Annotated in this window: 30 protein-coding genes and 6 pseudogenes; 23 read left to right on the top strand and 13 right to left on the bottom strand. The window is 66.5% G+C overall.

The genetic code is table 11. The features are described from left to right. Window position 1: 1 nt before the first annotated feature. The 4 genes from GNX96_RS48945 (at window position 2) to GNX96_RS05045 (ending at window position 1,978) form a co-directional block, all read left to right on the top strand. Window positions 2–271, top strand: coding sequence for an alpha/beta fold hydrolase (locus GNX96_RS48945; protein ID WP_279579400.1), 270 nt, complete (start codon window positions 2–4; stop codon window positions 269–271). Continuing rightward, window positions 213–803 carry an alpha/beta fold hydrolase gene (locus GNX96_RS05050; RefSeq protein WP_279579399.1) on the top strand — a complete coding sequence of 197 codons (591 nt, stop codon included), beginning with the start codon at window positions 213–215 and terminating at the stop codon, window positions 801–803. The genes GNX96_RS48945 and GNX96_RS05050 overlap by 59 nt, the downstream gene beginning before the upstream one ends. A 94-nt stretch (window positions 804–897) precedes the next feature. Continuing rightward, entirely contained in the window at window positions 898–1,116 is a 219-nt protein-coding gene (locus GNX96_RS48940) for a hypothetical protein (protein ID WP_279579398.1), read from the top strand. After that, the gene (locus GNX96_RS05045) at window positions 1,109–1,978 is read left to right on the top strand and encodes a glycosyltransferase (protein ID WP_279579397.1); all 870 of its coding nucleotides are present in this window, start codon (window positions 1,109–1,111) and stop codon (window positions 1,976–1,978) included. Before GNX96_RS48940 ends, GNX96_RS05045 begins: the two co-directional genes overlap by 8 nt. 48 nt (window positions 1,979–2,026) lie before the next feature. Here GNX96_RS05045 and GNX96_RS05040 read toward each other — a convergent pair whose 3' ends face one another. Further along, complete coding sequence (locus GNX96_RS05040) at window positions 2,027–3,103, bottom strand: mandelate racemase/muconate lactonizing enzyme family protein (RefSeq protein WP_163567194.1); 1,077 nt, start codon at window positions 3,101–3,103, stop codon at window positions 2,027–2,029. 184 nt (window positions 3,104–3,287) lie between these two features. Between GNX96_RS05040 and GNX96_RS48935 the strand changes: the two genes are divergently transcribed. The 9 genes and pseudogenes from GNX96_RS48935 (at window position 3,288) to GNX96_RS05020 (ending at window position 8,659) form a co-directional block, all read left to right on the top strand. Continuing rightward, on the top strand, window positions 3,288–3,455 hold the full coding sequence (locus GNX96_RS48935) for a hypothetical protein (RefSeq protein WP_279579396.1): 168 nt from the start codon (window positions 3,288–3,290) through the stop codon (window positions 3,453–3,455). Then, window positions 3,434–4,264 (top strand): ABC transporter permease, encoded by an 831-nt coding sequence (locus GNX96_RS05035; protein ID WP_279579395.1) that lies wholly within the window; start codon window positions 3,434–3,436, stop codon window positions 4,262–4,264. The genes GNX96_RS48935 and GNX96_RS05035 overlap by 22 nt, the downstream gene beginning before the upstream one ends. Then, a pseudogene (locus GNX96_RS62565) lies at window positions 4,261–4,350 on the top strand (hypothetical protein); the annotation flags it as partial. The gene GNX96_RS05035 and the pseudogene GNX96_RS62565, both read left to right, overlap by 4 nt. Window positions 4,351–4,373: 23 nt before the next feature. After that, entirely contained in the window at window positions 4,374–4,664 is a 291-nt protein-coding gene (locus GNX96_RS48930) for a hypothetical protein (RefSeq protein ID WP_279579394.1), read from the top strand. Window positions 4,665–4,705: 41 nt separating this feature from the next. Continuing rightward, window positions 4,706–4,849 (top strand): annotated as a pseudogene (locus tag GNX96_RS62560) (ABC transporter permease); the annotation flags it as partial. Window positions 4,850–4,919: 70 nt separating this feature from the next. Next, on the top strand, window positions 4,920–5,258 hold the full coding sequence (locus GNX96_RS48925) for an ABC transporter permease (RefSeq protein ID WP_279579393.1): 339 nt from the start codon (window positions 4,920–4,922) through the stop codon (window positions 5,256–5,258). Between the two features lie 197 nt (window positions 5,259–5,455). Continuing rightward, the gene (locus tag GNX96_RS05025) at window positions 5,456–6,979 is read left to right on the top strand and encodes an ABC transporter substrate-binding protein (RefSeq protein ID WP_279579392.1); all 1,524 of its coding nucleotides are present in this window, start codon (window positions 5,456–5,458) and stop codon (window positions 6,977–6,979) included. 13 nt (window positions 6,980–6,992) lie between these two features. Further along, on the top strand, window positions 6,993–7,457 hold the full coding sequence (locus GNX96_RS48920) for an ABC transporter substrate-binding protein (RefSeq protein WP_279579391.1): 465 nt from the start codon (window positions 6,993–6,995) through the stop codon (window positions 7,455–7,457). Beyond that, on the top strand, window positions 7,421–8,659 hold the full coding sequence (locus GNX96_RS05020; protein ID WP_279579390.1) for an ABC transporter substrate-binding protein: 1,239 nt from the start codon (window positions 7,421–7,423) through the stop codon (window positions 8,657–8,659). Before GNX96_RS48920 ends, GNX96_RS05020 begins: the two co-directional genes overlap by 37 nt. 72 nt (window positions 8,660–8,731) lie before the next feature. On the opposite strand, the gene GNX96_RS05015 is transcribed toward GNX96_RS05020, so the two are convergent. The 3 genes and pseudogenes from GNX96_RS05015 to GNX96_RS05005 form a co-directional block, all read right to left on the bottom strand. Then, window positions 8,732–9,601: a carbohydrate ABC transporter permease gene (locus GNX96_RS05015; protein WP_163567192.1), complete on the bottom strand. Its 870-nt coding sequence runs from the start codon at window positions 9,599–9,601 to the stop codon at window positions 8,732–8,734. Then, window positions 9,598–10,530, bottom strand: a complete 933-nt coding sequence (locus GNX96_RS05010) for a carbohydrate ABC transporter permease (RefSeq protein WP_163567191.1) — start codon at window positions 10,528–10,530, stop codon at window positions 9,598–9,600. The genes GNX96_RS05015 and GNX96_RS05010 overlap by 4 nt, the downstream gene beginning before the upstream one ends. Before the next feature lie 13 nt (window positions 10,531–10,543). Further along, window positions 10,544–11,910 (bottom strand): annotated as a pseudogene (locus GNX96_RS05005) (ABC transporter substrate-binding protein). 143 nt (window positions 11,911–12,053) lie between these two features. Between GNX96_RS05005 and GNX96_RS05000 the strand changes: the two are divergent. Then, on the top strand, window positions 12,054–12,932 hold the full coding sequence (locus GNX96_RS05000; RefSeq protein ID WP_279579389.1) for a LacI family DNA-binding transcriptional regulator: 879 nt from the start codon (window positions 12,054–12,056) through the stop codon (window positions 12,930–12,932). Window positions 12,933–12,937: 5 nt separating this feature from the next. Next, window positions 12,938–13,081 carry a substrate-binding domain-containing protein gene (locus GNX96_RS62555; protein ID WP_390623919.1) on the top strand — a complete coding sequence of 48 codons (144 nt, stop codon included), beginning with the start codon at window positions 12,938–12,940 and terminating at the stop codon, window positions 13,079–13,081. Here GNX96_RS62555 and GNX96_RS04995 read toward each other — a convergent pair whose 3' ends face one another. After that, window positions 13,082–13,867 carry a class I SAM-dependent methyltransferase gene (locus GNX96_RS04995; protein WP_163567190.1) on the bottom strand — a complete coding sequence of 262 codons (786 nt, stop codon included), beginning with the start codon at window positions 13,865–13,867 and terminating at the stop codon, window positions 13,082–13,084. A gap of 85 nt (window positions 13,868–13,952) precedes the next feature. On the opposite strand from GNX96_RS04995, the pseudogene GNX96_RS48915 reads away from it, so the two are divergent. The 8 genes and pseudogenes from GNX96_RS48915 to GNX96_RS04965 all read left to right on the top strand — a co-directional run. Beyond that, window positions 13,953–14,342 (top strand): annotated as a pseudogene (locus tag GNX96_RS48915) (sigma-70 family RNA polymerase sigma factor); the annotation flags it as partial. Between the two features lie 71 nt (window positions 14,343–14,413). Further along, window positions 14,414–14,938: a nuclear transport factor 2 family protein gene (locus GNX96_RS48910; protein ID WP_279579388.1), complete on the top strand. Its 525-nt coding sequence runs from the start codon at window positions 14,414–14,416 to the stop codon at window positions 14,936–14,938. 278 nt (window positions 14,939–15,216) lie between these two features. Then, window positions 15,217–15,708, top strand: a complete 492-nt coding sequence (locus GNX96_RS04985) for a S8/S53 family peptidase (protein ID WP_163567189.1) — start codon at window positions 15,217–15,219, stop codon at window positions 15,706–15,708. Then, a complete protein-coding gene (locus tag GNX96_RS04980) occupies window positions 15,654–15,977 on the top strand; it encodes a hypothetical protein (RefSeq protein ID WP_279579387.1) in 324 nt (107 codons plus the stop codon). The genes GNX96_RS04985 and GNX96_RS04980 overlap by 55 nt, the downstream gene beginning before the upstream one ends. Beyond that, window positions 15,908–16,519, top strand: coding sequence for a S8/S53 family peptidase (locus tag GNX96_RS04975; RefSeq protein ID WP_279579386.1), 612 nt, complete (start codon window positions 15,908–15,910; stop codon window positions 16,517–16,519). The genes GNX96_RS04980 and GNX96_RS04975 overlap by 70 nt, the downstream gene beginning before the upstream one ends. A 186-nt stretch (window positions 16,520–16,705) precedes the next feature. Next, on the top strand, window positions 16,706–17,728 hold the full coding sequence (locus tag GNX96_RS04970) for a LacI family DNA-binding transcriptional regulator (RefSeq protein ID WP_163567186.1): 1,023 nt from the start codon (window positions 16,706–16,708) through the stop codon (window positions 17,726–17,728). Between the two features lie 140 nt (window positions 17,729–17,868). Further along, window positions 17,869–18,237, top strand: a pseudogene (locus GNX96_RS48905) (carboxylesterase family protein); the annotation flags it as partial. Beyond that, complete coding sequence (locus tag GNX96_RS04965) at window positions 18,221–19,366, top strand: carboxylesterase family protein (RefSeq protein ID WP_313885581.1); 1,146 nt, start codon at window positions 18,221–18,223, stop codon at window positions 19,364–19,366. The pseudogene GNX96_RS48905 and the gene GNX96_RS04965, both read left to right, overlap by 17 nt. On the opposite strand, the pseudogene GNX96_RS62550 reads toward GNX96_RS04965, so the two are convergent. The 8 genes and pseudogenes from GNX96_RS62550 to GNX96_RS04930 form a co-directional block, all read right to left on the bottom strand. Beyond that, window positions 19,288–19,914, bottom strand: a pseudogene (locus GNX96_RS62550) (hypothetical protein); the annotation flags it as partial. The gene GNX96_RS04965 and the pseudogene GNX96_RS62550 sit on opposite strands and share 79 nt — an antisense overlap. A 54-nt stretch (window positions 19,915–19,968) precedes the next feature. After that, the gene (locus GNX96_RS04955; protein WP_163567185.1) at window positions 19,969–20,355 is read right to left on the bottom strand and encodes a DUF222 domain-containing protein; all 387 of its coding nucleotides are present in this window, start codon (window positions 20,353–20,355) and stop codon (window positions 19,969–19,971) included. Beyond that, entirely contained in the window at window positions 20,304–20,801 is a 498-nt protein-coding gene (locus GNX96_RS04950) for a DUF222 domain-containing protein (protein ID WP_279579443.1), read from the bottom strand. The genes GNX96_RS04955 and GNX96_RS04950 overlap by 52 nt, the downstream gene beginning before the upstream one ends. A gap of 230 nt (window positions 20,802–21,031) precedes the next feature. Beyond that, complete coding sequence (locus GNX96_RS48900; protein ID WP_279579384.1) at window positions 21,032–21,172, bottom strand: hypothetical protein; 141 nt, start codon at window positions 21,170–21,172, stop codon at window positions 21,032–21,034. 61 nt (window positions 21,173–21,233) lie between these two features. Then, window positions 21,234–23,621, bottom strand: coding sequence for an allantoate amidohydrolase (locus tag GNX96_RS04940; RefSeq protein ID WP_279579383.1), 2,388 nt, complete (start codon window positions 23,619–23,621; stop codon window positions 21,234–21,236). A gap of 96 nt (window positions 23,622–23,717) precedes the next feature. Then, window positions 23,718–24,380 (bottom strand): LLM class flavin-dependent oxidoreductase, encoded by a 663-nt coding sequence (locus GNX96_RS04935; RefSeq protein WP_279579382.1) that lies wholly within the window; start codon window positions 24,378–24,380, stop codon window positions 23,718–23,720. A gap of 37 nt (window positions 24,381–24,417) precedes the next feature. After that, window positions 24,418–24,573: a hypothetical protein gene (locus tag GNX96_RS48895; protein WP_279579381.1), complete on the bottom strand. Its 156-nt coding sequence runs from the start codon at window positions 24,571–24,573 to the stop codon at window positions 24,418–24,420. Between the two features lie 130 nt (window positions 24,574–24,703). Continuing rightward, on the bottom strand, window positions 24,704–24,955 hold the full coding sequence (locus tag GNX96_RS04930; protein ID WP_163567182.1) for a hypothetical protein: 252 nt from the start codon (window positions 24,953–24,955) through the stop codon (window positions 24,704–24,706). Between the last annotated feature and the right edge of the window lie 26 nt (window positions 24,956–24,981).

Raw genomic sequence — 24,981 nt, 5'->3', positions numbered from 1 at the left:
CGTGGGCATCGACGTGATCAACGGCAACCGGATGCATTTCGAGGTGATGCCGGCAAAAAATGCCGGTCGGGGGCCCGCGCCCAAGGCGGTCTTCATCCACGGCCTCGGAACTGACAGCCTGGCGAGTTTCTACCTGACGCTGGCCGCGCCGGTCTCGGCGGCCGGCGTCGACGTGATCGCGTACGACCTGCGCGGGCCATGGCCGGAGCGAGTTGCCGGAGTCCGGCTACCAGGTAGCGGACTTCGTGGCCGACCTCGCAGGTCTGCTTGACGAGCTGGAAGTGTCCGAACCCGTTCACCTGATTGGAAACAGCTTCGGCGGCACCATCGCCTTCAGCTATGCCGCGGCTTTCCCGGAACGGGTCGCGAGCATTGTCTCCATCGAGGCGGAACCGGCCACCGAGCCGTGGGCGGCCAAGATGACCGAGACGCTGGAAAACATCATGCGGGAGATCCGCCGCGAGGAGTTCTTTCACTGGCTGGAGGCCACCTTCGGCAGCCATCACACCCGGTTGACCAGGGCCGCCGCGAAAAGACTGCTCACCACTACGATGGCCGTCGACGTGCCGCAAGGCCCGCTGCTCGATTTGGAAGCCCTGCAGGAAATCCGCTGCCCGGTGTTGTCCATTGTGGGCAGTGAGGGCTTCCAGAAGGACGACCTGACCGCGCTCGGCGAGGCGCTGCCGTACTGCCGGACGGAGGTCCTGGACGGGCAGGACCACTCCGTGTTGGTGCAGTCCCACCGGGTGGTCCGGGAATTGTTGCTACGCTGGATTTCCGAGCACGACCCGGTCCCGGCATGAGCCGTTTTCTCTTTGTGGTGCCACCTTTCGCCGGCCACATCAACCCGACCGTTGGGGTGGCCGCCGAGTTGGTGGGCCGCGGGCATCAGGTGGCTTGGGCGGGCCCGTCGGCGTCGTCGAGCGGTTTGTCGCGGGTGTGGTTTACGACTGCGCGATGCCGCCGGAGTCCGCGTTGAACCGGCCGGCCGACCTGCGAGGATTCGCCGCGCTGCAGTTCCTCTGGGCGGACGTGCTCGGCCCGCTGGCCGATGCGATGGTGCCCGGTGTGACGGCCGCGGTCGAGGATTTCGGACCGGACGTGTTGGGTGGTTGACCAGCAAGCGATCGCCGGTGCGGTGGTCGCGAACGTGCAGGGGTTGCCCTGGGCGACTTCAGCGACCACCTCGGCCGGGCTGCTCGATCCGCTGGCTGGCCTGCCCAAGGTGGCGCAGTGGCTGGCTGGGCTGCTCGACGACCTGCAGCGCCGGCACGGCGATCCGTACGTCGGCGAGGATCCGCGCACCTCCCGCGATTTGGTGCTGGCGTTCAGTACGCCCGAACTGGTCGGCATCGAAAGGGGGGAACTGCTCCCGCACGTACGTTTCGTCGGCCCTTCCATCATCGACCGGCCGGACCCGATCGCGTTCGGCTGGCAGCTGTTGGATCCGACGAAACCGCTGGTCCTGGTCACTTTGGGCACTGTCAGCGCGGATGCCGGCCAAGGGTTCCTGGCGGCCGCGTTCGACGCTTTGAAAGCGCGCGCCGACCGCATGCAGGCCGTGATCGTGGACCCGTTGGGTACGCTGCCGGCCGACTCCGCGGACGTGATCGTCCGCGGCCGGGTGCCGCAGGTCGCGTTGCTCGAGCGAGCAGCCGCGGTGGTCTGCCATGCCGGTCACAACACGGTTTGCGAAGCGTTGAATCAGGGCATTCCGCTGGTCGTGGCACCGATCCGGGACGACCAGCCGATAGTCGCCGACCAGGTCGTACGAGCCGGGGCAGGCCGGCGGCTGCGGTTCGGCAGAGCCACCGATCAGCACATCGGAGCGGCCGTCGACGCGGTTCTGGACGACCCGACATACCGGGAAAACGCTGACAGGATAAGGAAATCCTTCCGCGATGCCGGCGGCGCGCCCGGCGCTGCCGTCGACCACCTGGAAATCCTGGCGAAGCTCAGACGGCCGGCGCGCGGGTGAATTCCCGGACGGCCTGAGGCAGCAGCGCCGGTTGGTCGGGTCGGGTCCTTATGGCCGAAGGCCAGTGATCCCGAGGCCGGGCGCGGCGGCGAGCCGCAGGTCCGGTCCTTCGTACGACGGGCCGCCGGTCACCGGGGAGTGTTTCAGCCACCAGGCCGCGTCGAGGTCGACGGCGTAAGGGGTCCTGGTCACCGCGGCGAGGCTGGCGGCGGCGCCGATGCCGACGTGGCTCTCCATCATCGAGCCGACCATCACCTGCACCCCGCTGGCCTCCGCGACCGCGACCAGGCCGCGCGCCGGCCGTAGCCCACCGGACTTGGCGAGCTTGATGTTGACCACGTCGGCGGCCCGCCGCCGGACGATCTCCACCAGGTCGGCCGGTGACCACACGGTCTCGTCGGCGGCCACTGGGGTCGACACCCGGGCGCTGACGAAGGCGAGTCCGTCCAGGTCACCGGCTGGTACGGGCTGCTCGACCAGCTCGATGCCGAGGTCGGCGTCCTCCAGTTGGGACACGATCCGTACCGCCTCGCGGGCCGTCCAGCCCTGGTTGGCGTCCAGCCGGATCACCGTGCCCGGCCCGGCCGCCTTGCGGATCGCCACCAGCCGGTGCAGGTCTTCGACCGGGTCACCGCCGACCTTCACCTTCAGCACGCGAAAGCCTTCGGCGACCCGCTGACCAGCGGCTTCGGCCATCTCGGCGACCGGGCCAAGGGCGAGGGTCACGTCGGTGGGCATGAGTCGTGGGGCGGCGCCGAGCAGCTGGCTGAGCGGGACGCCCAGGCGTACGGCAGCGAGGTCGTGCAGGGCACAGTCCACGGCGGCTTTCGCGGCGGTGTTGCCGACAACCGCGGTCCCCACCGCGCGGCAGAGGTCGTCCAGGTCGGCGGGATCGCGGCCGGTCACCGCCTCGGCCAGCGGTCCAGCAACGGCGGCGGCCATCCCGGGCAGCGAGTCGCCGGTGATCTTCCAGGTCGCGACTCCCTCGCCCCAGCCGGACCGGCCGTCCGCGTCGACGATCTCGACCAGCAGGCTTTCGACGACTTCGGTACGCCGCACGGCCGTCACCCACGGCGTGTGCAGCGGGACGGAAACCTGATGGACACGAACCTCTGTGATCGTCACACCGGCTACTTTAGCGAGCGGCCGGAGCCGGTCAGCGAATATGACGATTAGGTATCAGAAAGCACCAAATCGACTGTGATCTGTGTCGGTCCTTCTGAATTGGCTCCCGAAACGGGAAGATCAGCGCTGCCTGGCGCGATCTAATGCCGCGAAAGAGCACTGTGGACTGGCGAGGGGAAGCCACTTGAGCATGCCGCCGACCGGCGCGGACCTCACGCCGACCGAGGTGGTGGGGGACTTGCCGCGAGCCCAGGTCGTCGGCCGTTCGCCGTGGCAGCTGGCCTGGCTGCGGTTGCGCGCCAGGACCGTTGGGCGCTGGCTGGCGCGATCGTGGTGGTGCTGTTCTTCCTGATCGCGATCGGGGCTCCGCTGCTCGCCGCGATCGAAGGTCAGGACCCGTACACATACCACGTCGACCTGCTCGACCCGGTCCAGGCGAACGCGCCGCGTGGTGCGTTCGGTGGGGTGAGCTTGCAGCACTGGTTCGGGGTCGAGCCGCTGACCGGCCGGGACATGTTCGCGATCGTGGTTTACGGCGCGCGAACGTCGTTCCTGATCGGCGTCGCCGCGGCGGCCACCTCGGTGCTGATCGGTACGGCCGCGGGCTTGGTCGCCGGCCTCTCGGGCGGCTTCGTGGACACCCTGATCGGCCGGATCATGGACGTGGTGTTCAGCTTCCCGGCGCTGATCTTCATGATCGCGTTGACCGTGATCGCACCGGACTGGCTGCCCAAACCGGTGCTGCTTATCGCGGTGATGGGCTTCTTCGGCTGGCCGACGGTCGGCCGGGTCGTACGCGCGCAGGTGTTGTCGCTGGTCCGCCGGGAGTTCATCGACGCGGCTCGGACGCTGGGCGCGCAGCCGCTGCGGATCATGGCCCGCGAGCTGCTGCCGAACGTGGCTACCCCGATCATCGTCTACACCACGATCCTGATTCCGAGCATGATCGGCACCGAGGCCGCGCTGTCCTATCTCAGCGTCGGTATTCCGCCGCCGACGCCGGACTGGGGACGCTCGATCAGCGACGCGGTGCAGTGGGTGCAGACCGACCCGATGTTCCTGATCTTTCCCGGTGGCGCGCTTTTCCTGGTAGTGCTGGCATTCAACATCCTGGGCGACGGCATTCGCGACGCTCTCGACCCGAGGCTCGGTCGCCTGTGATCCGATACCTGATCCGCAGACTGCTCGGCATTGTCGTCGTGCTGCTCCTGATCACCGCCGTGACGTACCTGATTTTCTTCGTACTGCCGTCGAATCCGGCGCAGCTGTCGTGTGGCAAGCCGTGTACGCCGGACCGGCTCGCGAAAACGTCCTGCATTTCGAGCATCTCGACCTGCCGGTGTACGTGCAGTTCTGGGAATTCCTGGTGGGTCTGGTGGCTGGCCGTACGTTCGGTGCCGGCACTGGCCTGGTGCATTGCGTGGCGCCCTGCTTCGGCTATTCGTTCCGGCTCGGTGCGCCGGTCACCGACCTGATTGCCCAGCGTTTCCCGATCACCGCGTCGATCGCGGTCGGCGCCGCGCTGCTGTGGCTGGTGGTGGGGGGGTCGCCGCTGGGGTGATTTCGGCCGTACGAAGGGGAAGTGTTCTGGACCGTACGTTGATGGTCAGCGCGCTCGCTGGGGTGTCCGCGCCCACGTACCTGGTCGGGTTGCTCGGTATTCTGCTTTTCGGTTTCGGACTGAACGCGGTTCCGGTCAGCGGATATGTGCCGTTTTTCGATAATCCACTGCAATGGGCCTGGCATCTGGTGCTGCCCTGGTGCGTACTGGCCTTCGTGTCGGCCGCTGTCTATACGCGACTGACCCCCGAACCAGATGCTCGAAGTGCTGGGGGAGGATTACATCGTCACGGCCCGCGCCAAGGGCCTGACCGAGCGCCGAGTCGTCCTCCGGCACGGACTCCGCTCGGTGCTGGCGCCGATTATCACCGTTTTCGGGCTGGACCTGGGATCGCTGCTCGGCGGTGCGGTGATCACCGAGTCGGTCTTTGGCATGCAGGGCATCGGGCAGTTGTTGATCGAGGCGGTGCACCAACTTGACCTGCCGTTGGTGGTCGGCCTCACCGTCTTCTCCGGATTTCTGATCGTTCTCGCGAACCTGGTCGTCGACATCGCGTACGTCTTTCTCGATCCGCGGGTGACGTATGACCAGTAGAGCGCGAGTCAAAGCCTGGGCGAACATCCCTTCTCCGAAAGGAAGTCGCCAATGAAGAGACGTCGATCGCTGGTCCTGCTCACCGCTGGTCTCGCGTTGACCGCGAGCGCCTGCAACGCGAACCCGAGCGCGGGGTCCGGTAGTGCCGTGCCGCGATCAGAGGCGGCACCCTGCACATCCTGGACGACTCGCCGACGATGAAGGAAGACCCGGCGAAAAGCCAGAACTTCGCGACCAGCGCGATCCATCTGATCGTCCGGGGTCTCACCACCTGGAAAACCGATCCGGGAAAGCCGCCAACCGTCGTCGCCGATCTGGCCACCGATACTGGCGAGCAGAGCGATGGCGGCCGTACGTGGACGTACCATCTCAAGCCGGGGCTGCGTTATGAAGACGGCAGCCGGATCACCACGCAGGACATCAAGTACAGCGTGGAGCGTACGTTCGCGCCGCAGTTGTCGGAAGGCTTGGCATATCACAAGACATTGCTGGTGGGCGGCCAGGACTACAAAGGCCCGCTGACTGGTCAGGACCTGCCGTCGATCCAGACACCGGACGCCAGCACGATTGTTTTCCATCTGAACAAGCCTTTTGGTGACTGGCCGTGGATCGCCAGCATGCCCGCGTTCACCGGAGTGCCGAAGTCCAAAGAGGACGTGGTGCACTACCAGGACCACCCGCTGGCTTCTGGTCCGTACAAGGTCCAGTCGGCGCAGCAGGGCACCAAGTTCGTGCTGGTTCGCAACAAGTATTGGGACCCCAAGACCGACCCGGTGCGGACCGCGATGCCGGACTCGATCGTGATTGACATGGCGTTGAACGACCAGGTCATCAACCAGCGGATCATCGCTGACCAGGGCATCGACCAGTCCTCTTTCTCATACGTGAATCTGCAGGCCGCGCTCGCGCCGAAGGTGCTGAACAACCCGCAGGTGAAGGCCCGACTGGCGATTTCGCCGAGTGGGCTGTTGAAATACCTCGCGCTCAACACCCACAAGGCGCCGCTGGACAATGCGGACGTACGCCGTGCCATCGAATACGCGGTCGACAAGAACGCCGTGCAGGTGGCGGCCGGCGGGCCGGTGATCGGCGGCGAGTTGGCCAGCACGTTGATTGAACCGGGCATTCCCGGCTACCAGAAATTCGACCTGTATCCGGCGCCGGCGTCCGGAGACATCGCCAAGGCCAAGGCGCTGCTGGCGCAGGCCAAGTTCACCCAGACCACGCCGCTGGTGTTGTTGACGGACAACGCCTCCGCGAACCTGGCCATCGCGCAGGCTATCCAGGAGTCGCTGGGCAAGGCCGGCATCAAGGTCACCCTGAAATCGGAGGACAACGACTCGCAGGTCGCGGACTCGACCAGCGGCAAACCCGTCTACGATCTCGCGCTGTCCAGTTGGGTGCCGGACTTTCCCAGCGCCCAGGGGGCAATCCAAGCGTTGTTCGGTAGCAGCGAGATCGGTAACAACGGTCGGAACATCTCCCAATACTCGAACCCGCGAGTGGACGCGGCGATCGGTGCGGCGGTGGGGCAGCTCGATCTGAGCAGGGCCGCCTCGCAGTGGGCCGCGCTGGACCAGCAGATCATGGCGGACGCGCCGATCGTTCCCTTATATTACGCCAAAAACACGTACTTACGCGGTTCCCAGGTGGCTGACTTCCAGTTGCCGCTTTATCCGCCCTATCCGAACACCCTGACCGTCGGCCTGGCCGGCAAATGAAAGGAAGTTTCCGGTGAAGAAGAGCCGGGTTCTGATCGCCCTGGTGGCTGCGGTCGCGTTGACCGCGAGCGCGTGCAACGCCAATCCGACCCCCGGGTCCGGCGGCACCGCGACCACGGGCGGCACGCTGCACATCCTTTTCGACAACCCGACATTGAAAGAGGATCCGGCGAAGAGCCAGAGCCTCGCGGTCAGTGCGATCCACCTGATGATCCGCAGCCTGACCACCTGGAAAACCGACCCGAACAAGCCGCCGACGGTGGTGCCGGACCTCGCGACCGACACCGGTACGCCCAGCGATGGCGGCAAAACCTGGACCTACCATCTCAAGCCGGGTGTCCTTTATGAGGACGGCAGCAAAATCACGTCACAGGACGTCAAGTACAGCGTGGAGCGTACGTTCGCGCCGCAGCTGTCCGAGGGTCTGGCGACCACAAGACTTTGCTGGTCGGCGGTGAGAACTACAAGGGCCCGCTGACCGGCCAGGACCTGCCGTCGATCGCGACGCCGGATGCGAGCACCATCGTTTTCCACCTGAACAAGCCCTACGGTGACTGGCCATGGATCGTCAGCATGCCGGCGTTCACCGGGGTGCCCAAGTCCAAAGAGGACGTGGTGCACTACCAGGACCACCCGCTGGCTTCTGGCCCGTACAAGGTCCAGTCCGCCCAGCAGGGCAGCAAGATCGTGTTGGTCCGCAACAAGTATTGGGACCAGAAGACCGACCCGGTGCGGACCGCGTTGCCGGACTCGATCGTGCTCGACATGGCGCTGAACGGCGAGGTCATCAACCAGCGGATCATCGCCGACCAGGGCGCCGACCAGGCGGCGTTTTCGTTTGTCACCCTGCAGGCCGCGCTCGCTCCGAAGGTGCTGAACAACCCGCAGGTCAAGGCCCGGTTGGCGGTCTCACCCAGTGGTGCGCTCGACTATTTGGCGCTGAACACCCGTAAAGCACCGCTGAACGACGTGAACGTACGCAAGCAAGCGATCGAATACGCGATCGACAAGAACGCCGTCCAGATCGCGGCCGGCGGCCCGGTCATCGGCGGGGACATCGCGTCGACGCTGATCGAGCCGGGCATCAGCGGCTACCAGAAATATGATCTCTACCAGGCGCCGGCGTCCGGTGACGTGGCGAAGGCGAAGGCGCTGCTGGCGACCGCGAAATTCAACCAGACCGCCCCGCTGGTGCTGATCAGTCAGAACGACTCGCTGCACGTGGCCGTCTCGCAGGCTATCCAGGCCTCGCTACAGAAAGCGGGCATCAAGGTCACGCTCAAGCCGGAGGACGACGACTCTTGGCAGGCTGACTCGACCGGGGGGAAGCCGAACTACGACCTGTCGCTTTCGGGCTGGCTGCCGGACTTCCCAAGCGCGCAGGGCTCGATCCAGCCGCTGATCGGGACCAGTGAGATTGGCAACGGCGGGTTCAACATCTCGCAGTACTCGAACGCGCAGGTGGACGCGGCCATCGCCGCGGCGACCTCGCAGACCGACCTGACCAAGGCCGCCGCGCAGTGGGGTGCCCTGGACCAGCAGGTCATGCAGGACGCGCCCATTGTTCCGCTCTTCTACGCGAAAAACGCGTTCCTGCGCGGCTCGAAGGTGACCAACTTCTATCTCCCGCCGTACCCGCCGTACCCGAGCGTCCTGACCGTCGGTCTGACCGGCAAGTAGGAGTTTTTGCCGCAACGCCCCGTTACTTGCGCTGGACGCAAGTGACGGGGCGTTGCGGACTCAAGGGCGGATTTACTTGACGGCGCCCATGGAGAGGCCGCGGACGAGTTGTTTTTGAGCGATCCAGCCGCAGATAATGACAGGCAGTGAGGAGAGTGTGGCGGCGGCCGAAAGCTGGGCCCAGAAGAGGCCTTCGCTGGTGATGAAGCCGACCAGGAAGACCGGTACAGTGGCGGCCCGCGCGGCTGTCAGGTTGACGGCGAAGAAGAACTCGTTCCAGGCGAAGATGACGCAAATCAGAGCCGTCGCGGCCATGCCTGCCTGCGCGACCACTGGCAACATGATCTGGGTCAGGATGCGGGGCAGGCCGGCGCCATCGACCTGGGCCGCCTCGATGATGGCTTTGGGCACTTCCAGGAAGAACGAGCGCATCATCCACACCGCGATCGGCAGGTTCATCGCGGTGTAAAGGATGATCAGCGTCCAGATGTTGTCGAGCATCGCGAGTTGCTTGGCCACCACGTAAAGCGGCACGATCACCGCGGCGACCGGCAGCATCTTTGTGGAGATGAAGAAGAAAAGCACGTCCTGCGTCTTCTTCACCGGCCGGATCGACACGGCATAGGCGGTTGGTACGGCCAGCACCAGCACCAACAGCGTCGACACGATCGTCGCGTACGCGGAATTGAGCAGGTACGGTACGAAACCGCGAGCGAAGACGCTCTCGTATTGTTCGAGGGTCGGTAGGAAGAAGAGCCGCGGGGGATTGGTGTAAGCGTCGCCCTCACTTTTGAATCCGGTCAGCACCATCCACAGCACCGGGAAAAAGAACCCGACGCCGATGATCCAGGTGATCGCGGTCAGCGCGGACGAGCCGGGGCGCCATTTCCGTGGCGCGGGCCGCGGAGCGAGGGCCGCGTGGCGGGCGGTCTGGACGGTCATGCTTCCTCCCCAGCAGTGAAGCTCTTGAAAATGACCCGCAGTGCGACGGTGGCGACGATGATCGTGCCGACCACCACGACCACTCCGAGGGCGGCGGCCTGGCCGATGTCGAAGCCCAGGAATGCCCGCTGGTAAAGGTAAAACGGCAGGTTGGTGCTGGATGTGCCAGGCCCGCCCTGGGTCATCATGTAAATCTGGTCGAAGGTGTTGACGACATAAATCGCGCCAAGCAGCACACCCAACTCGATGTAGCGGCGCAAATGCGGCAGCGTCACCAGCACGAAGGTCTGCCAGCGGTTCGCGCCGTCCACCGACGCGGCCTCCAACACCTCGGCCGGCTGGCTCTGCAAGCCGGACAGCACCAGCAACATCATGAACGGCGTCCACTGCCAGACCAGCGAAGTGATCACCGAGGTGAGCGGGAACTGCGCCACCCAGGCGGTGCTGCCGGCGCCGAAGAGTCGCAGAACAGCATTGACCAGGCCGAAAGTCGGGTCGAACATGGTGGTTTTCCAGAGCAGCGCACCGGCCACCGGCATGATCAGGAACGGGGTGATCAGCAGCGTACGCACCACGGCCCGGCCCGGGAAGGCGCGGTCCAGCAACAAAGCCAGCCCGATGCCCAGCAACATCGCCACGATCACACAGCCGGCGGTGATCAGGATGGTGTTGAGGGCGGCTTGCCGGAAGGTGCTGTCGGTGAAGACTCGTACGTAGTTTTCCAGCCCGACGAAATGCTGGGATCCCGGTCGTACCAGGTTCCAGGATTGCAGTGAATAGAAAAGCGTGAAGAGAAACGGAAGCTGGGTGACGATGATCGCGAAGATCAGCCCGGGCAACAGCGGCACCCGGCGCGACCAGCCTTCCCGCCGGACGGCTTTCTTCTCCACCTGGGTGAGCGGGCGCATCGGCGTGGCGAGCGTTGTCATCTCCGGTCCCCCTTTATTGGCGGTAGGTTTCGCCGACGGTTTCGGCGTATTGTTGGGACTGTTGGAGCGCCTGGTCGACGGTGATGTTCCCGGCGATCGCGGCGGCTATCTGTTGGCTGACCCTGGTACCCAGATCCTGGAACTCGGGTATTCGGACGAACTGGATTCCCTGATAGGGCACCGGTTCCGCGGTGGGATGCGCCTGATCGGCCGCTCGCATCGCGGAAAGGGTGGCCTCCGCGTACGGCTTGGCGATCGCCGCGTACTGCGGGATCTGGTACGTGGAAAGCCGACTTCCCGGTGGTACCCGGGCCCAGCCGAGCTGGCTGCCCACGGTCGTCATGTATTTCTTGTTCGTCATCCACTGGATGACTGCCAGGCCGCTTCCTTGTTCTTGGAGGTGGACGGAATTCCCAGCGCCCAGGTATAAAGCCAACCCGACGCGGGTGTCTTGACGACCGGCGCCGGCGCGTAGCCGATCTTGCCGGCGACCTTGCTGTTGGCCGGGTCCTCGATCGTGCTGACCATCGAGGTGGCGTCGTACCACATCGCCACCTGACCCTGGCTGAACTGCGTGACGCATTCGGAGAAACCGCTGATCGCGGCGCCCGGCTCGCCGTACTTCTGCACGGTGTTCACATAAAACTGGACTGCCTGTTTCACCTCGGGTGAGGTCAGCTGGGCGTTCCATTTCTGGTCGAACCACCGGCCGCCGTACGTGTTGATGACGGTGTCCAGTGGTGCCAGCACCTCGCCCCAGCCGGGCAGGCCGCGCAGGCAGATCCCGGAGACGCCGTGGGACGGATCATTGAGTTTCGCGGCCATCGCGGCGACCTGCGGCCAGGTCGGGTGGGCCGGCATGGTCAGCCCCGCCTTGGCGACGAGATCCTTGCGGTAGGCCAAAAACGAGGACTCGCCGTAGAAGGGCGCGGCGTACATGCCGCCCTGGTACGACACCGAGTCGCGGATCGACGGGACGAAGTCGTTGGCGTCGTAATCCGGGCTCGCCGACATGTATGGCGTGAGGTTGGTCAGCCACCCGTTCTGCGCCCACTGCGGCGTCTCGTAATTGCTGATCATGGCGATGTCGTACTCGCCGCCCTGGGTGGCCACCGATGCGGTGATTTTCGCGCGGGCCTCGTTTTCGGGCAGCGTGACGAACCGGAGGTTGATGTCCGGGTGGTCGGCGGTGAACTGTTTGGAGAGCTGGATAGCGTCTTTCATCTGCGGGTTGGCCACGATCGCGACGGTGAGGTTGGTGCTGCCGCTGCCGCCCAGCTCACCCGCGCCGGCGCAGCTGGTGAGCAGCGACAACGCGGTGGCGGCGGCGACCGCCAGCAGGACGGGGGACCGTGGTCGCCGACGGCGGGCATGGGGCACGGAGATTTTCACGGGCGCTCCCTGGGGTTGTGACCGGCATCTCTTTGGTACGCCACTGCAGGCACCGTACGGCCACGTAAGCGTTTACGCAAGCGCTTACGTGGTATCGTCACGCCACTCAGTCGGTCGAGAAGAGGTGATCGATGGTCAGGCCCGGTCGTGCCGGATCAGCGGTGACGATGGCCGAGGTGGCGCGGCTCGCCGGTGTGTCCATCGCGACGGTGTCGCACGTCCTCAACGGCACCCGAGTGGTCCGCGAGCAGACCCGCGAAGCGGTGTTGGCGGCGATCGGCGAGTCTGGCTACACGCACAACACCGTGGCCCGGTCGCTGGTCACCCAAAGCACCCGCTCTATCGGAGTCGTTGTCTCGGCGATCTCAAACCCCTCGCTCGTCGAGGTCCTGCAAGGAATCGAGGCCGCGCTCGTACGCGCCGGCTACACGTTGCTGCTCGCGGACTCGCACGATGAGCCGGCGGATGAGCTCGCGGTCGTCCAGACCCTGCACCAACGCCGGGTCGACGGCCTGATCGTGGCGCCCTCCACCGACCCGGTACGTACCATCGGCTACCTGGCCGACCGCGCGGTGCCCGCGGTGTTCGTGGACCGGATGGTCGACGACCGGTTCGACCAGGTCGGCCCGGACAACGCCGAGCCGGTCGCCGCCCTGGTCGATCACCTGGCCAGCAACGGGCACCGGCGGATCGCGTTCGTCCGCGGCCGGCCGGGGCTGAGTACGACGATCGAACGGGACCACGGCTACCGGCTCGGGATGTCCCGGCGCGGCCTGCCGATCACCGACGAACTGGTGGTGGATGGGGACTCCGAACAGCATGCCGGCTGCAAGGCGATGCACGCGTTGCTCGACCTTCCGGAGCGGCCGACCGCGGTGGTGGTCGGCAACAACAGCATGACTATTGGTGCCGTACGGGCGATCCGCGAAGCCGGTCTCACCGTGCCGGACGACATCGCATTGGTGGCTTTCGACGATTCCCGTGGGCGGAGGATTTTTCTCCCCGACTGACCGTGATGGCCCAGCCCACCAGGGAAATCGGCACCTGCGCCGTACAACTTCTGATGGACCGGTTGGCCGACCCGACCAGGTCACCCCGCACCGAACGCCTGTCGCCGAGTCTCGTGCACCGCGATTCCTGCGGCTGTACGAAAAAGTAGTCAGGCTGGCCGGCGGGCGAGCACCACCAGTGAGACGCCGGGCAGTCGTACGGCGAGCCAGTGCGGCAGGACGGACTCGATCCGCAACACGATGGTCAGGATCCAGTTGACGATCGGATGGACCGGTGCCAGGTCACTTTTCGGGTCGCTTTCACTGTCAGGACTGGCATCCGCGGCCGCTTCCAACCGTCGACGGCCCATCGCGCGGACTGTTCGTACGGCTGGATAGAGCAGAATGTTCCAGCTCCACACCTGACTGTCGTCCAGCGCGAAACCAGCGTCTCGCATCAGGTCGATCAGCTCCGATCGGCGATAGCGGCGCTGGTGGTTGATGGCCACGTCGTGCGCGGACCACAGCGCGGGATGCGCCGGCACCGCCACCAGCGCGAAGCCGCCGCGGCGCAGCACCCGCAGCAGCTCGGCGGCGGCGCTGACATGGTCGGGGATGTGTTCGAGTACGTCCGAGCTGACCACCAGGTCGACGCTCTCGTCGGCCAGCGGCAGCCGGGTGGCGTCGCCACGGAACGCGCTGTGACCGCGGCGCCCGATCGCCGACGCGCCTTCCGCGTCCAGCTCGACCGCGAGCGCCTTCCAGCCGCCGTCGCGCAGCACGTCGGTGATTTGCCCGACCCCGGCGCCGACGTCGAGGGCGACTGGCTGGGCGTGGCCGTCGCAGTGGTAGCGACCGCGAATTTTGCCGGCATGCTGGGCGATCAGCCGTCGGCGACCCCGCGCCCACCAGTGCACGTCGGCCATCCGGAGGAGATTCTCTACGTCGTCGGCCATGTCGTGAGGACCGCGTGCCCTTCATGTCAGCGAATGACGTACACGATATCCACGTGCTGGCCAGGTCATTACGTAGGGTTGGGGGATGGGCGTGGCCGAAGGGTTGGACGTACGGCTGGAGGAGCACCGGATCGGGCTCACTGGCTACTGCTATCGCTTGCTGGGGTCCGGTTTCGAGGCCGAGGACGCCGTGCAGGAGGCGTTCGTACGCGCGTGGCAGAGCATCGACGGCTTCCAGGGCGGCCGGGCGTCGCTTAAGACCTGGGTCTACGCGATCGCCACGAACGTCTGTTTCGACATGCTCCGCAGTGTGCAGCGGCGGGCTCGTCCGATGGATCTGAGCGCTCCGAGCCAGCCCGGGTCGCCGATCGGGGTGCCGTTGCCGGACAGTGCCTGGGTGCAGCCGATTCCGTCGAGCCGCGTGCTGGCGGCGCACGCCGATCCCGCCGAGCTGGCGGCTCAGCGGGAGACCGTGCGGCTGGCCTTCGTGGCCGCCCTGCAGCAGCTGCCGCCAAAACAGCGCGCCGTGCTCTCATCCTGCGTGACGTGTTGCGCTGGAAAGCCGACGAAGTGGCCGATCTGCTGGACGCGTCGGTGGCCTCGGTCAACAGCGCGTTGCAACGCGCACGGTCCACTATGGACAGTCGAGAGCTGGCCGCTGGCCGGCCGATGGACGATGAGCAGCGAAAACTTCTCGGCCGGTACGTCGACGCCTTTGAGCGGTACGACGTGGAAGCGCTCACCGCGTTGTTGCACGAAGACGCGACCATGTCCATGCCGCCGTTCCGATGGTGGTTGCGCGGCCGGGAGGCGATCCGGGGCGCCTGGGTGGGCGGCGCCGACGGACCGTGCAAGGGCTCGGTGTTCGTGCCGGTCGAGGCGAGTGGCATGCCGGCGTACGGGCAATATGTCCCGGCGTCCGGTGGCGGCTACAAGCCATGGGCGTTGGTGCTCTTCGATATTCGCGGCGAACGGATAGCGGGCATTTGTACGTACCTGAATGCCGACCGACTTTTTCCGCTCTTTAACTTGCGCTTAACCGGAGAATCAGGAAATAGTTCGCAATTCTGACCGAATTTGGCAAGGAGTCTTGTCAAGACTTCTGAAGCGGGTTTAGGTTGCGCTGGCCGCTACCGCCAAGTAGCGGCGGTCTTGGTCCCATTTGCACGGTAATTAGCGGCTGTTCTTCACGAGGGCGGTGGCGGTATGCGGGTGTCCAAATCCGGCAGAACCAGGAAAATCATCAGATTAGTGGTCGCTGCGGCGGCCGCTTCTGCGTTGGTGGTGGCGGCGGCACCAGCCTCCGCAGCACCGACAAAAAACAGCCTAATACCCCCAATGCCGCCGCGGTGGCCAAGGCGGTACGAGCCGGAAATCTCGCCGCGACGCACGGCGTCCGGCACAACTGTCAGACCCAGCTGCGGGGCCGGCTCGTAAACCTCGGCTGCGACCTGTTGACGGTGACGACCAGCAAGGGCTCGGCCACCCCGATGACCACCGCGACGCCGACCGGCTACGGCCCGGGAGACCTCGCGAAGGCGTATTTCCTGCCGGCTCCGACCGTCGGCCCGACCAGCACCGAGTCGATCGTGGCGGTTGGGGCGTACCCGAATCTTGAGGCCGACCTCGGCACGTACCGCAGCTACTACGGCCTCTCGGCCTGCACAGTTGCCAACGGTTGCCTGAAAATCGTGGACTACCACGGTGGCCCGGCGCTCGCCCCGGACTCGTCGCTGGCCTCGGTCGAGGAATCGTACGCGACCGAGACCGCGCGCTGGACGTCGACATGGCGTCGGCGGGTTGCCCGACCTGCCACATCACCGTCGTACAGATTCCGATGAGCCTGCTCAAGCTGCTGGAGGCGGCGACGCTGCAGCTGCCTGGCGCGCTGGCCGACGACTTCGGCACCGCGGTCAAGGAGGCGGCGACCCTCGGCGCGAAGTCGGTGAGCATGAGCTATGGCCTGCCGCCGGGCCTGCAGGCCAGCTACATCGGCGCCGGCGCGCCGGCGATTGCCTTGCACCACAAGGAATGGCCGTGGTGGCGTCCTCCGGTGACGGTGGATATGCCGGCAACACACAGATCTGGCCGCAGCAGCTGCCATGGGTGACCTCGGCCGGCGGTACGACGCTGACCACCACCGACGGCGGTCAGACCTTCACGCAGAAGGCATGGGGCGGCACGTTCACCAACTCGCAGGGCACCACGAGTTTCGTGGGCGCGGGCAGTGGGTGCGCGACGAACCTGGCGGCCGCGGTCGGCCAGTCGGCGGCGGCTTCGGCGAACTGCGCCGGTCACCGGGCCACCTCGGACGTGTCCGCGGACGCTGACCCGTACACCGGAGTTTCGGTGTACGACACGTACACACCGGACAGTGGCACCGGCGGCGGTTGGTTGACCGTCGGCGGTACGAGCGCGGCCTCGCCGTTCATCGCGGCGCTTTACACCCGCGGTGGCGCGCTGTCCTCGGTCGAGGGTCCGAACACGATGTACTCGGCGCCGGCCGGCAGCATCACCGACATCGTCGGCGGCAGCAACGCGCAGAACGGTGCCACCGACTGCAGCGCGCATGTGGCGCTCTGCACCGGCGTCGCCGGGTGGGACGGCCCGACCGGGGTCGGCGCGCCGCACGGCCTGGGAGCATTCAGCTAGGCCTCGCTCGTACGTACGCTCGCAGGGGGTCCTTTCACTCGAAGGGGCCCCCTGCGCTTTCGTTCGTAGGCGGCGCGACGGCGGACCCGTACGAACCGCGCTCGCCGGTTCGCTAGTGTCAGACCCGAAGCGAATGCCAGACCGACCGTGGGGGGGGTGGGACGGCGCGTCATCTTTGGGGGTGAAATGGGCCCGTCTCAGCCGGAGCGGCCGACGTTGGACGCGGTCGCGGCCCGCGCCGGGGTGTCGGCGTCCACGGTTTCCCGGGTGGTGCGGGGATCCACGCCGGTCAGCCCGGAGGTCGAGAAGAATGTCCGGGAGGCGATCGCCGCCCTCGGGTATGTGCCGAACCTCGCCGCCCGCCAGCTCGTCACCAGCCGCTCGGACACCGTCGGCCTGGTCGTCGCGGAGGACCAGACGCAGATGCTCGGCCAGCCGTTTTTTTTCGCTGGCATGGTGGAAGGCGTGTCGGCCGAGCTGGCGGACACCCCGTACCGCTTCGTCATCGTGGTCGCCCGGTCCGCCACCGACCGGACCTGGCTGGAGGACTACGTCCGCGGCCGGCACGTGGACGGCGTGATGTTGTTGGCACCGCAACGCGGCGATTCCTTCGGTCGGATCTTGCAGGACACCGGAGTTCCAGTGGTTTTCCTGGGAAAACCGTTCGCCACCCCGGGTGCCTGCTATGTCGACGCGGACAATGTCGGCGGTGCCCGGCGGGCTGTCGAATATCTGTACGCGAATGGCCGCCGGCGAATCGCGACCGTCACCGGAATTCCGACAAAACGCTCTAGCCACGACCGGTATGCCGGCTACCAGCGCGGACTCGCCGCCGTCGGGCTGCCGGAAGACCCGGCTCTGGTGGTCTCCTCGGACTACACCGAGGAAGGCGCGCGGGCCGGCACCGCCGAGCTGATCTCCCGTGACGTGCCTTTCGACGCCATTCTGACCGCGTCCGATGTCAATGCCGTCGGTGTGCTGGAAGCTTTGCGTACGGCCAAGAAACGCGTCCCGCGCGAGGTCGCGGTGATTGGTTTCGGCGATGACCTGGACAGTGGGCGGGCCTGGCTGCCGTTGACCACGGTTTCGCAGCCGACCGTACAGATGGGCCGCGAACTCGCCCGGCTGATGGTTGCCGCGATCACCGGCGGGAAGACCCGCCGCAAGGTCATCCTGCCCACCGAGCTGGTCGTACGCTCGACGACCTAGGTCCAGCCGCCGCAGACCCAGCCGCGGGCGTACCGGTGCCCGGCCCGCACCGCCATTCGGCGTTCGCGCAGGCCCGCCACAGATGTGACGCTGGGCTGCCAGCACTGGAAAGAGCGCCTGTCGCCGACAATGATCAAGGTATGACTGACGCGTACACCATCAAGACCTCGTACGGCCGGCTGCGGGGGTTGCCGATGTCCGCTGGCGGGGCACTGTTCGCCGGAGTGCCGTTCGCCGAGCCGCCGGTCGGGCCGCTCCGGCTGCGGCCGCCGCGTCCCGTGCGGCCGTGGGAAGGCGTACGGGACGCGATCCGCTTCCCGCCCAAGCCGGCGCAGGCCGGGTTCGCCGGCATGGCGCTGGACTCCGCCACGTTCGGCGCCGACGGGGCAGCCGAAGAGGTGCCGATCAGTGAGGACTGTCTGTATCTGAACGTGTGGACGCCGGACGTGGCCGGGAGCCGGCCGGTGATCGTCTGGATCTACGGCGGTGGGTATGAGATGGGATCGGCGTCGCCGCCCGACACCGATGGTGCCGCGCTGGCGCGGCGGGCGGATGTGGTCGTCGTCGCGCGCGAACTACCGGGTGGGCGCGCTCGGCTTCCTGCACCTGGCCGACCTCGGTGGTCCGGAGTGGGCCGGCTCCACCAACCTCGGCCTGCAGGACCAGGCGCTCGCGCTGCACTGGGTGAAGGACACCATCGCCGCTTTCGGCGGCGACCCGGACAACATCACGGTGGCCGGCCAGTCCGCCGGCGCGTTCTCGGTCGGCGCTCTGCTCGCGATGCCCGCGGCCGCCGGCACCTTCGGCAAGGCGATTCTGAGCAGCGGCAGCACCTCACGGATATTCTCCACCGAGACAGTCAATGACATCGCGGCGGACCTGATGGCGAAGCTCGGAGTGTCCACTGTGGACGCTCTGGTGGACGTGCCGACGGAGCGGTTCCTGGCGGTGCAGCCGACCGTGATCGACAACAACCTCGGCCGCCGCAACCTGCCCGGTGGTCGCTCCTGGGGTGCCGTTTTGGACGGTAAGGTCATGCCGCAACGTCCGCAAGATGCGGTGATCGCCCGCGCTGTGGTCGACATCCCACTGCTGGTCAGCGCGAACCGGGACGAGATGCGACTGTTCCAGGCGATGCAGGGACCCGCGTACGCACCGGCCAACGAGGCCGCCCTGCTCGCCGAGATCTCCTCCGCCGGTTTCGATCGGCCGGCGGATGTCCTTGCCGCGTACCGAAAGCGGGCTCCCCAAGCGGACCTCACCGAGTTGCGAACACTGTTCCTCAGTGACGCCATCTACAAAGTGCCGGTGATCCAACTGGCCCAGGCCCAGGTCGCCGCCGGCGGCCGGGCGTACGCGGCCCTCTTCGTCGCCGAACCCTTCGGCCCGGCCCTGGGCGCCTGCCACGGCGCCGAACTCGCCTATATTTTCGACGGCTTGGCCGCGATCAACGCGCAAACGCCGGAAAATCTGGCCGTACGCGACGAAATGATCGCCGCTTGGAGCCGCTTCGCCACCACCGGAAACCCAGGTTGGCCGGTCTACCACGGAAAGGCGCGTCAGTTCGGCTCCACCGGCGAGATGGTCACCGAACCCCCGGAGGACGACGTCACCGCCCTCTGGCGTACTAAGCCGTGATTCTCTGTCTGAAATCCTTCAGAAGGGCGGTTTTCGGCTGGCCAGGTGGCGGGTTTTTCGGGTGGGGGCGGCTGGACGCGTGGTTCGTCCTTGTCGTTTAGGTAGATCGATCCGCGTCGCCGGTTTCTGGTCGGAGGCGCGTCGTCTTCGCCGGGTGGTGGTGGCTCGGTGATGTAGGTGCGTCCGGTGGGGCTCATGACGGTGTAGGTGCCGTCGGGGTCGAGTCTGACTTTCCAGTCGGAATGTGTTTTGAGCCGGTGGTGGAAACGGCAGAGGCAGAGGAGGTTTTCTTTGCAGGTGCACCCGTCCGGAAACGGGGTGGAGTGGTCTTTGTCGCAACGTTGGGCGGCGGTACGGCAGCCGGGCCAGCGGCAGGTGATGTCTCGGGCTTCGATGAATTCCTGCAACGCCATCGATGGTCGATAACGTGCTCGACCGGCTTCCATGAGCTTGGTGGAGCTGGGGTCGGTGAGTAGTCGCCGCCAGGTGGAGTCTTTGGCGAGTCGGCGGGCCATGCTGGCCGGGATCGCGCGTACCCGGCCAAAAACGCAGGCTTGTCGTCTAGGCCGAGCAGTGTGCCGGCCCCGACGACTACTCGCAGGTCAAACGCCGGGCTTGCGCGGGCGCTGGTGGAAAGCGGAACCCGCTGCAGTTGCTGGGGAAGTGGACGGCTCGTACCCGCAGTCGTCGATGCCACCACCGCTTACACCGGTGTCGTCGGCTGCGGGTTGGTTGACTCCGTTGCTGTTGTCGGTGTCATTGTCCGGGAGGTCATTGTCCGGGAGTTGCGGTGACGGGATATCACCCAGGCTGCCGCCGGTGATCAGGTCCAGCAGCGCGTCCGCGCGGCGGACGTCCATTGATCGCGGGTCGTCGTCTGGGCAGGAGTGTGCGTACGCGTCCAGGATCGACATGATCGAGGCCAACTCATCAGCGGTCAGATAGGCCCGCATCCACGCCATCGAATCATCTGCTGGCGACGACTGCACCCGCCGCTGTTGCTTCGCCTCCTCGTGACGATCCTGGGCGGCGCCTGCGGATCGACCGCGATGATCGCCCGCTGGATCGCTTTACGCAGCTGCCCAGGCGTACGGTCACCCGCATCTGGCAAGGTCGCATCGATGACCTCCGCGGCGAGATCAGCGGGAAGTTTCTCCAGCATCTCCAGGAAGATCCTGGCCTTGGGACTGGTGATCACCCCGGCGGCCAATGCCTTCCAGACGGCAGGGAAGTCGCTATAGAGCTGGATCGCGGTGTCCAGGCGGTGTTGGGCGGTCACCTGCGCCACCCGCAGAGCCGGCGCGAAATCCGCCGCACACCACTTCACCACCCGCTCACGCGTCGCGGTCATGGACTCATTCACCAACGAAGGCCCGGCAACCACACGGCGACGCGCCAACTCAGCGAAAGACGCCACCTGACGGGCATCAATCATTGCCCGCATCCGCTCGCATTCCACCACGTCCCCAACCAGCGCGTCATCTCCCAGATCAGCCGGCGCCGCCGACTGACCATGGGACCACCGCACTGAACCCATACCGAACATCGTACGCCTGTTCGAATAGCTGAATTTCGTTGGGGTAGCTAACTAAAACAGCCCCACCAGCAACACCGGAAGCCTTCTCTAGGAGAGGGTGGCATTCCTCGATTAGCTAGAGGGGCGGTTTATTTGGCGGCGGACCAGGCGGATTCGATGGCGGCGGTGAGGAGTTCGCTGGGGCGGCCAAGGGTGTGGTGGCGGCCTTGGCGGACCACGATTCGGCCGCCGACGACGGTGAGCAGCACGTCGCTGGCCGTTGCGGCCATCACCAGCTGGTCGGGCTGGGCGCCGGCGGTACGAGGTGAGTCGGTCTGCAGGCATACGACGTCAAAAGGCGCGCCGACGACGAGCTGTCCGGCGTCCTGCCAGCCGAGGCTGCGGTGGCCGTTGACCGTACCGAAGGAAATCAGCTCGGCCGGGCTGAAATGCACCCGCTGGCCGGACTTTTCCTCGCCGAGGCTGGCAAAAGTGCCAGACAATAGGCGTTCGCGTATTCCAGCGCGCGAATCTCGGCGAGCGGGTCGATCTGTGCGTGCTGGTCGCTGCCGATGCACAGGGCGTGCCGGCGGCGTGCAACCGGCCGGCCTGGCCGATGCCGTCGGCCAGGTCAGCTTCGGTGGTGGGGCAGAAGGCGATGCTCGTACGGGAGTCGGCCAGCGTCGAGATGTCGGTGTCGGTGAGGTGAGTCGCGTGCACGGCCGTGGTCCGCGGGCTGAGCGCGCCGTGGTCGGCCAGCAGGCCGGTCGGGGTGCGGTTGTACGCGGCGAGGGTGTCCTCGTTTTCCGCTGGTTGCTCAGAAAGATGGACATGCAGCGGAGTGTCGGCGTCCACTGTGGACAGGATTTTGTCGATGGCGTTCTCGGGCACCGCGCGGACCGAGTGAATGGCCGCGCCCAGCCGGAAACTCCGGTCGTCCGGGAAGACTTCCCGCAGTTCGCGCCAGCGCCAGGCCCACCGATCCGCGCTGCCGTCGGAGAATCGGAGCTGTCGCTCGGAAAGCGGGATAGGAGTGCGGTCCGGGCCGATCCCGGCACTCAGGTAGCAGGTGTCCAGCAGGGTCAGCCGGATGCCGACCTCGGTGGCCGCCCGATGCAGCGCGGCGGTCATCGCGTACGGGTCGTCGTACGGCTTGCCGCCGGGTTGGTGGTGCAGGTAGTGAAACTCGCCGACCGACGTGTAGCCGGCTGCCAGCATTTCAGCGTAAACCGCCCGCGCCAGCTGGAATACCAGGTCGGGTGTCAGGATGTCGGCGAGCGCGTACATTCGCTCCCGCCACGTCCAGAAAGTGCCGGCCGCATCGTGTACGCGACCGCGCAGCGCCCGGTGGAAAGCGTGCGAATGGGTGTTGGCGAAACCCGGCACCACGAGGCCGGGCAGATGGGTGGCGTCCGGGAAATGGCCACCGGTACGGATCGCCACAATGATGCCCTTGGGATCGACCTCGATCTCGATCGGGCCGACGAGGCCGCCCGGCAGCCACGCGTGCCGGAGCCGGAAGGCGGTCATCGGGCGAGCTCCCGCAGCACGGCCGCGAGGGCGCGACTGCCGGCCTCGATGTCGGCGGTTTCGGCGTGTTTCCTCGGGCGCGTGGCTGATGCCGGTCGGATTTCGTACGAACACCATCGCGGTCGGTACGGACGAGGCCAACACGCCGGCGTCGTGACCGGCGCCGGTGGGCAACACCGGCGCGCCGTCGAGAGTTTCCAACAGCCGGTCCCGAAGTGCGGCATCGAAAGCCACTTCGGCGAGGAACGACTCCTTGGTCACCACGACCTGGCACCCCTCTTCCCGGCAGGCCGCCTCGGCCGCCGCCGTGATGTCGTCGACCACGTTCATAACCACGGTTTCGCGGTCGTCACGGGCATCCAGCCACATGTCCACAGTGGACGCGATGACATTGGTGCCGCCGGGCACCGGTTGCAACCGGCCGACGGTGGCTCGGGCCTGGTGTTTGGCGGCCGTACGCCTTGCCGCCAACACCGTCGCGGCGGCCGGCAGCATCGGGTCGCGACGGTCCTCAAGCCGTGTCGTACCAGCGTGGTTTCCCTGGCCGGTAAACCGAAAACGCCACCGGCCGTGGGCCAGAATGGATGAGGCGACCGCCACTGGGGTGTCCAGGTCGGCGAGCCCGCGGCCCTGCTCGACGTGCAGCTCGACGAACTGGCCGATCCGCGCGACCCGGTCTGGATCCGGGCCGAAAGCAGCCGGATCGAAGCCGGCCCGGCGGGCCGCGTCGGCCACGCTGACGCCGTCAGGATCGGTACGCCGTAAGGCATCCGCCGGGTCGACCGCGCCGGCGGTGAGCGCCGAACCGAGGCAGGCCCGGCCGAACCGGCCGCCTTCCTCCTCGGCGAACACCGCCAGCGCGAAAGGCTTGCCAGGCTGGAAATTGTCGGCTCTCAGCAGGTCGACGGCGGCCAGCGCGCTGGCAACTCCGAGCGGCCCGTCGAAGGCGCCGCCGCCGGGCACTGAGTCCAGGTGACTCCCGGTGATGACAGCGCTTGCTCCGGGCTCACCCCACCATGCCCACAGGTTCGTGTTGCCGTCCACCTCGACCGTCAGCCCGCGCCGGGCCGCCGCCTCGGCGAACCACTCCCGCAAGCTCAACTCCGCGTCGGTGAACAGATGCCGCGAGTAGCCACCGCGATGCGGATCGGTGCCGGTGCTGGCGATTTCGGCCAGCAGCGCCGAAGTTGGCTCCTGCCCAGCGATCACACGGCCCTCCTGGGTACGTATAGCGGTCAACGCATCCTATGGCAGGACCACGGGTGCTTTGTACGGTCTCTGGACCCGTGACGCTGAGTGTGTGGATCAGCCGATCGACCGCAGCCGGGGGAGTAGCTCGGCGACCTTCTCGGCCTGGGCGATCGGATTGTCCCGGACGATCAGGACCGGCTCTGTGACGCCGATCTTCGCGTACGCCTCGACCTGCGACAACAGCGTCTCCACGTCGTCGGGCACCCGCAGCTGCACGGACCGGCGAATGTCCGCCGGGTCGCGGCCGATGTCGGCGCAGTGCTGGTCGAGCACCCCGGACAGTTCGGCGATCTCGGCCGGCTCACCGCCCGCGGCGTTCCACACGTCGGCGTATTCGGCGGCCATCCGCAATGTCCGCTTCCGGCCGCTGCCGCCGATCCAGATCGGCGGATACGGCCGCTGGACGGGCTTGGGCTCGGCGATGGCCTCGGTGATCTGGTAGTGCTTGCCGGCAAAAGTCGTCCGCGGCTGGGTCCACAGCGAGCGGATGATCTGCAACGACTCCTCCAGCCAGTCGGCGCGGTCCCGAACCGTACCGAACGGCAGCCCGAGCATGGTGTGCTCCTCGTCGGCCCACGCCGACCCGATGCCGAACTCCAGTCGGCCACCGGAAAGGTGGTCGACGGTGACGGCCATCTTGGCGAGCACGCCTGGATGGCGGTAGGTGTTGCCGGTCACCGAGCACCCAATTCGGGTCCGGGTGGTCAGCGCGGCCATGCCAGCGAGAGCGGTCCACGCCTCGAAGATGTCGCTCTCACCGCCGTCGAAACAGGCTCGCGAAATGGTCCATGTTCCAGCAGTGGTCGAAACCGGACTCGTCGGCGATCCGCCAGATCGCCCGCAGCTCGTCGATGGTGGCGCCCTGGCTCAGCTTGAGCCCGAAACGAAGAGGATTCATGTCCTCATTCATACCCCGCGGCCTCGGGGCCGGCGAAACCTGGGAATTCTCCCGGCGCGAGCCAGTCCGACTGTCCGACAGGCTGAACGGACACTTGTGCGTTAACAGACGGGGATTGAGCTTTGTCTACTAAAAGGACATGTCAGGCCGCGATGGTGGTCGTGATCACCACATTCGCGGCGAGCAGATGCGGGCTGTTGACCGACAAAGCCGCCTCGCCGCACGGCGCGTCGCCGACCGCGACGGCGCCGCCGTCCGGGACGAGGCAGCCGCAAACGGCGACGCCGACCGCGACCGGCGGGTCGACGGACATGGGTACGCTCCCGGATCCGTGCACGCTGCTCACCGATGCCGACGTGACCGCCATCAGCGGCCGTCCGGTGAGCGACCACACCGCGAGTACCAGCGACCGCAGCAGGG

Source organism: Fodinicola feengrottensis (assembly GCF_010993775.1).
Lineage (GTDB): Bacteria > Actinomycetota > Actinomycetes > Mycobacteriales > HKI-0501 > Fodinicola > Fodinicola feengrottensis.
The sequence above is the reverse complement of the archived record's forward strand: the minus strand, read 5'-3'. Positions and strand labels throughout refer to the sequence as shown.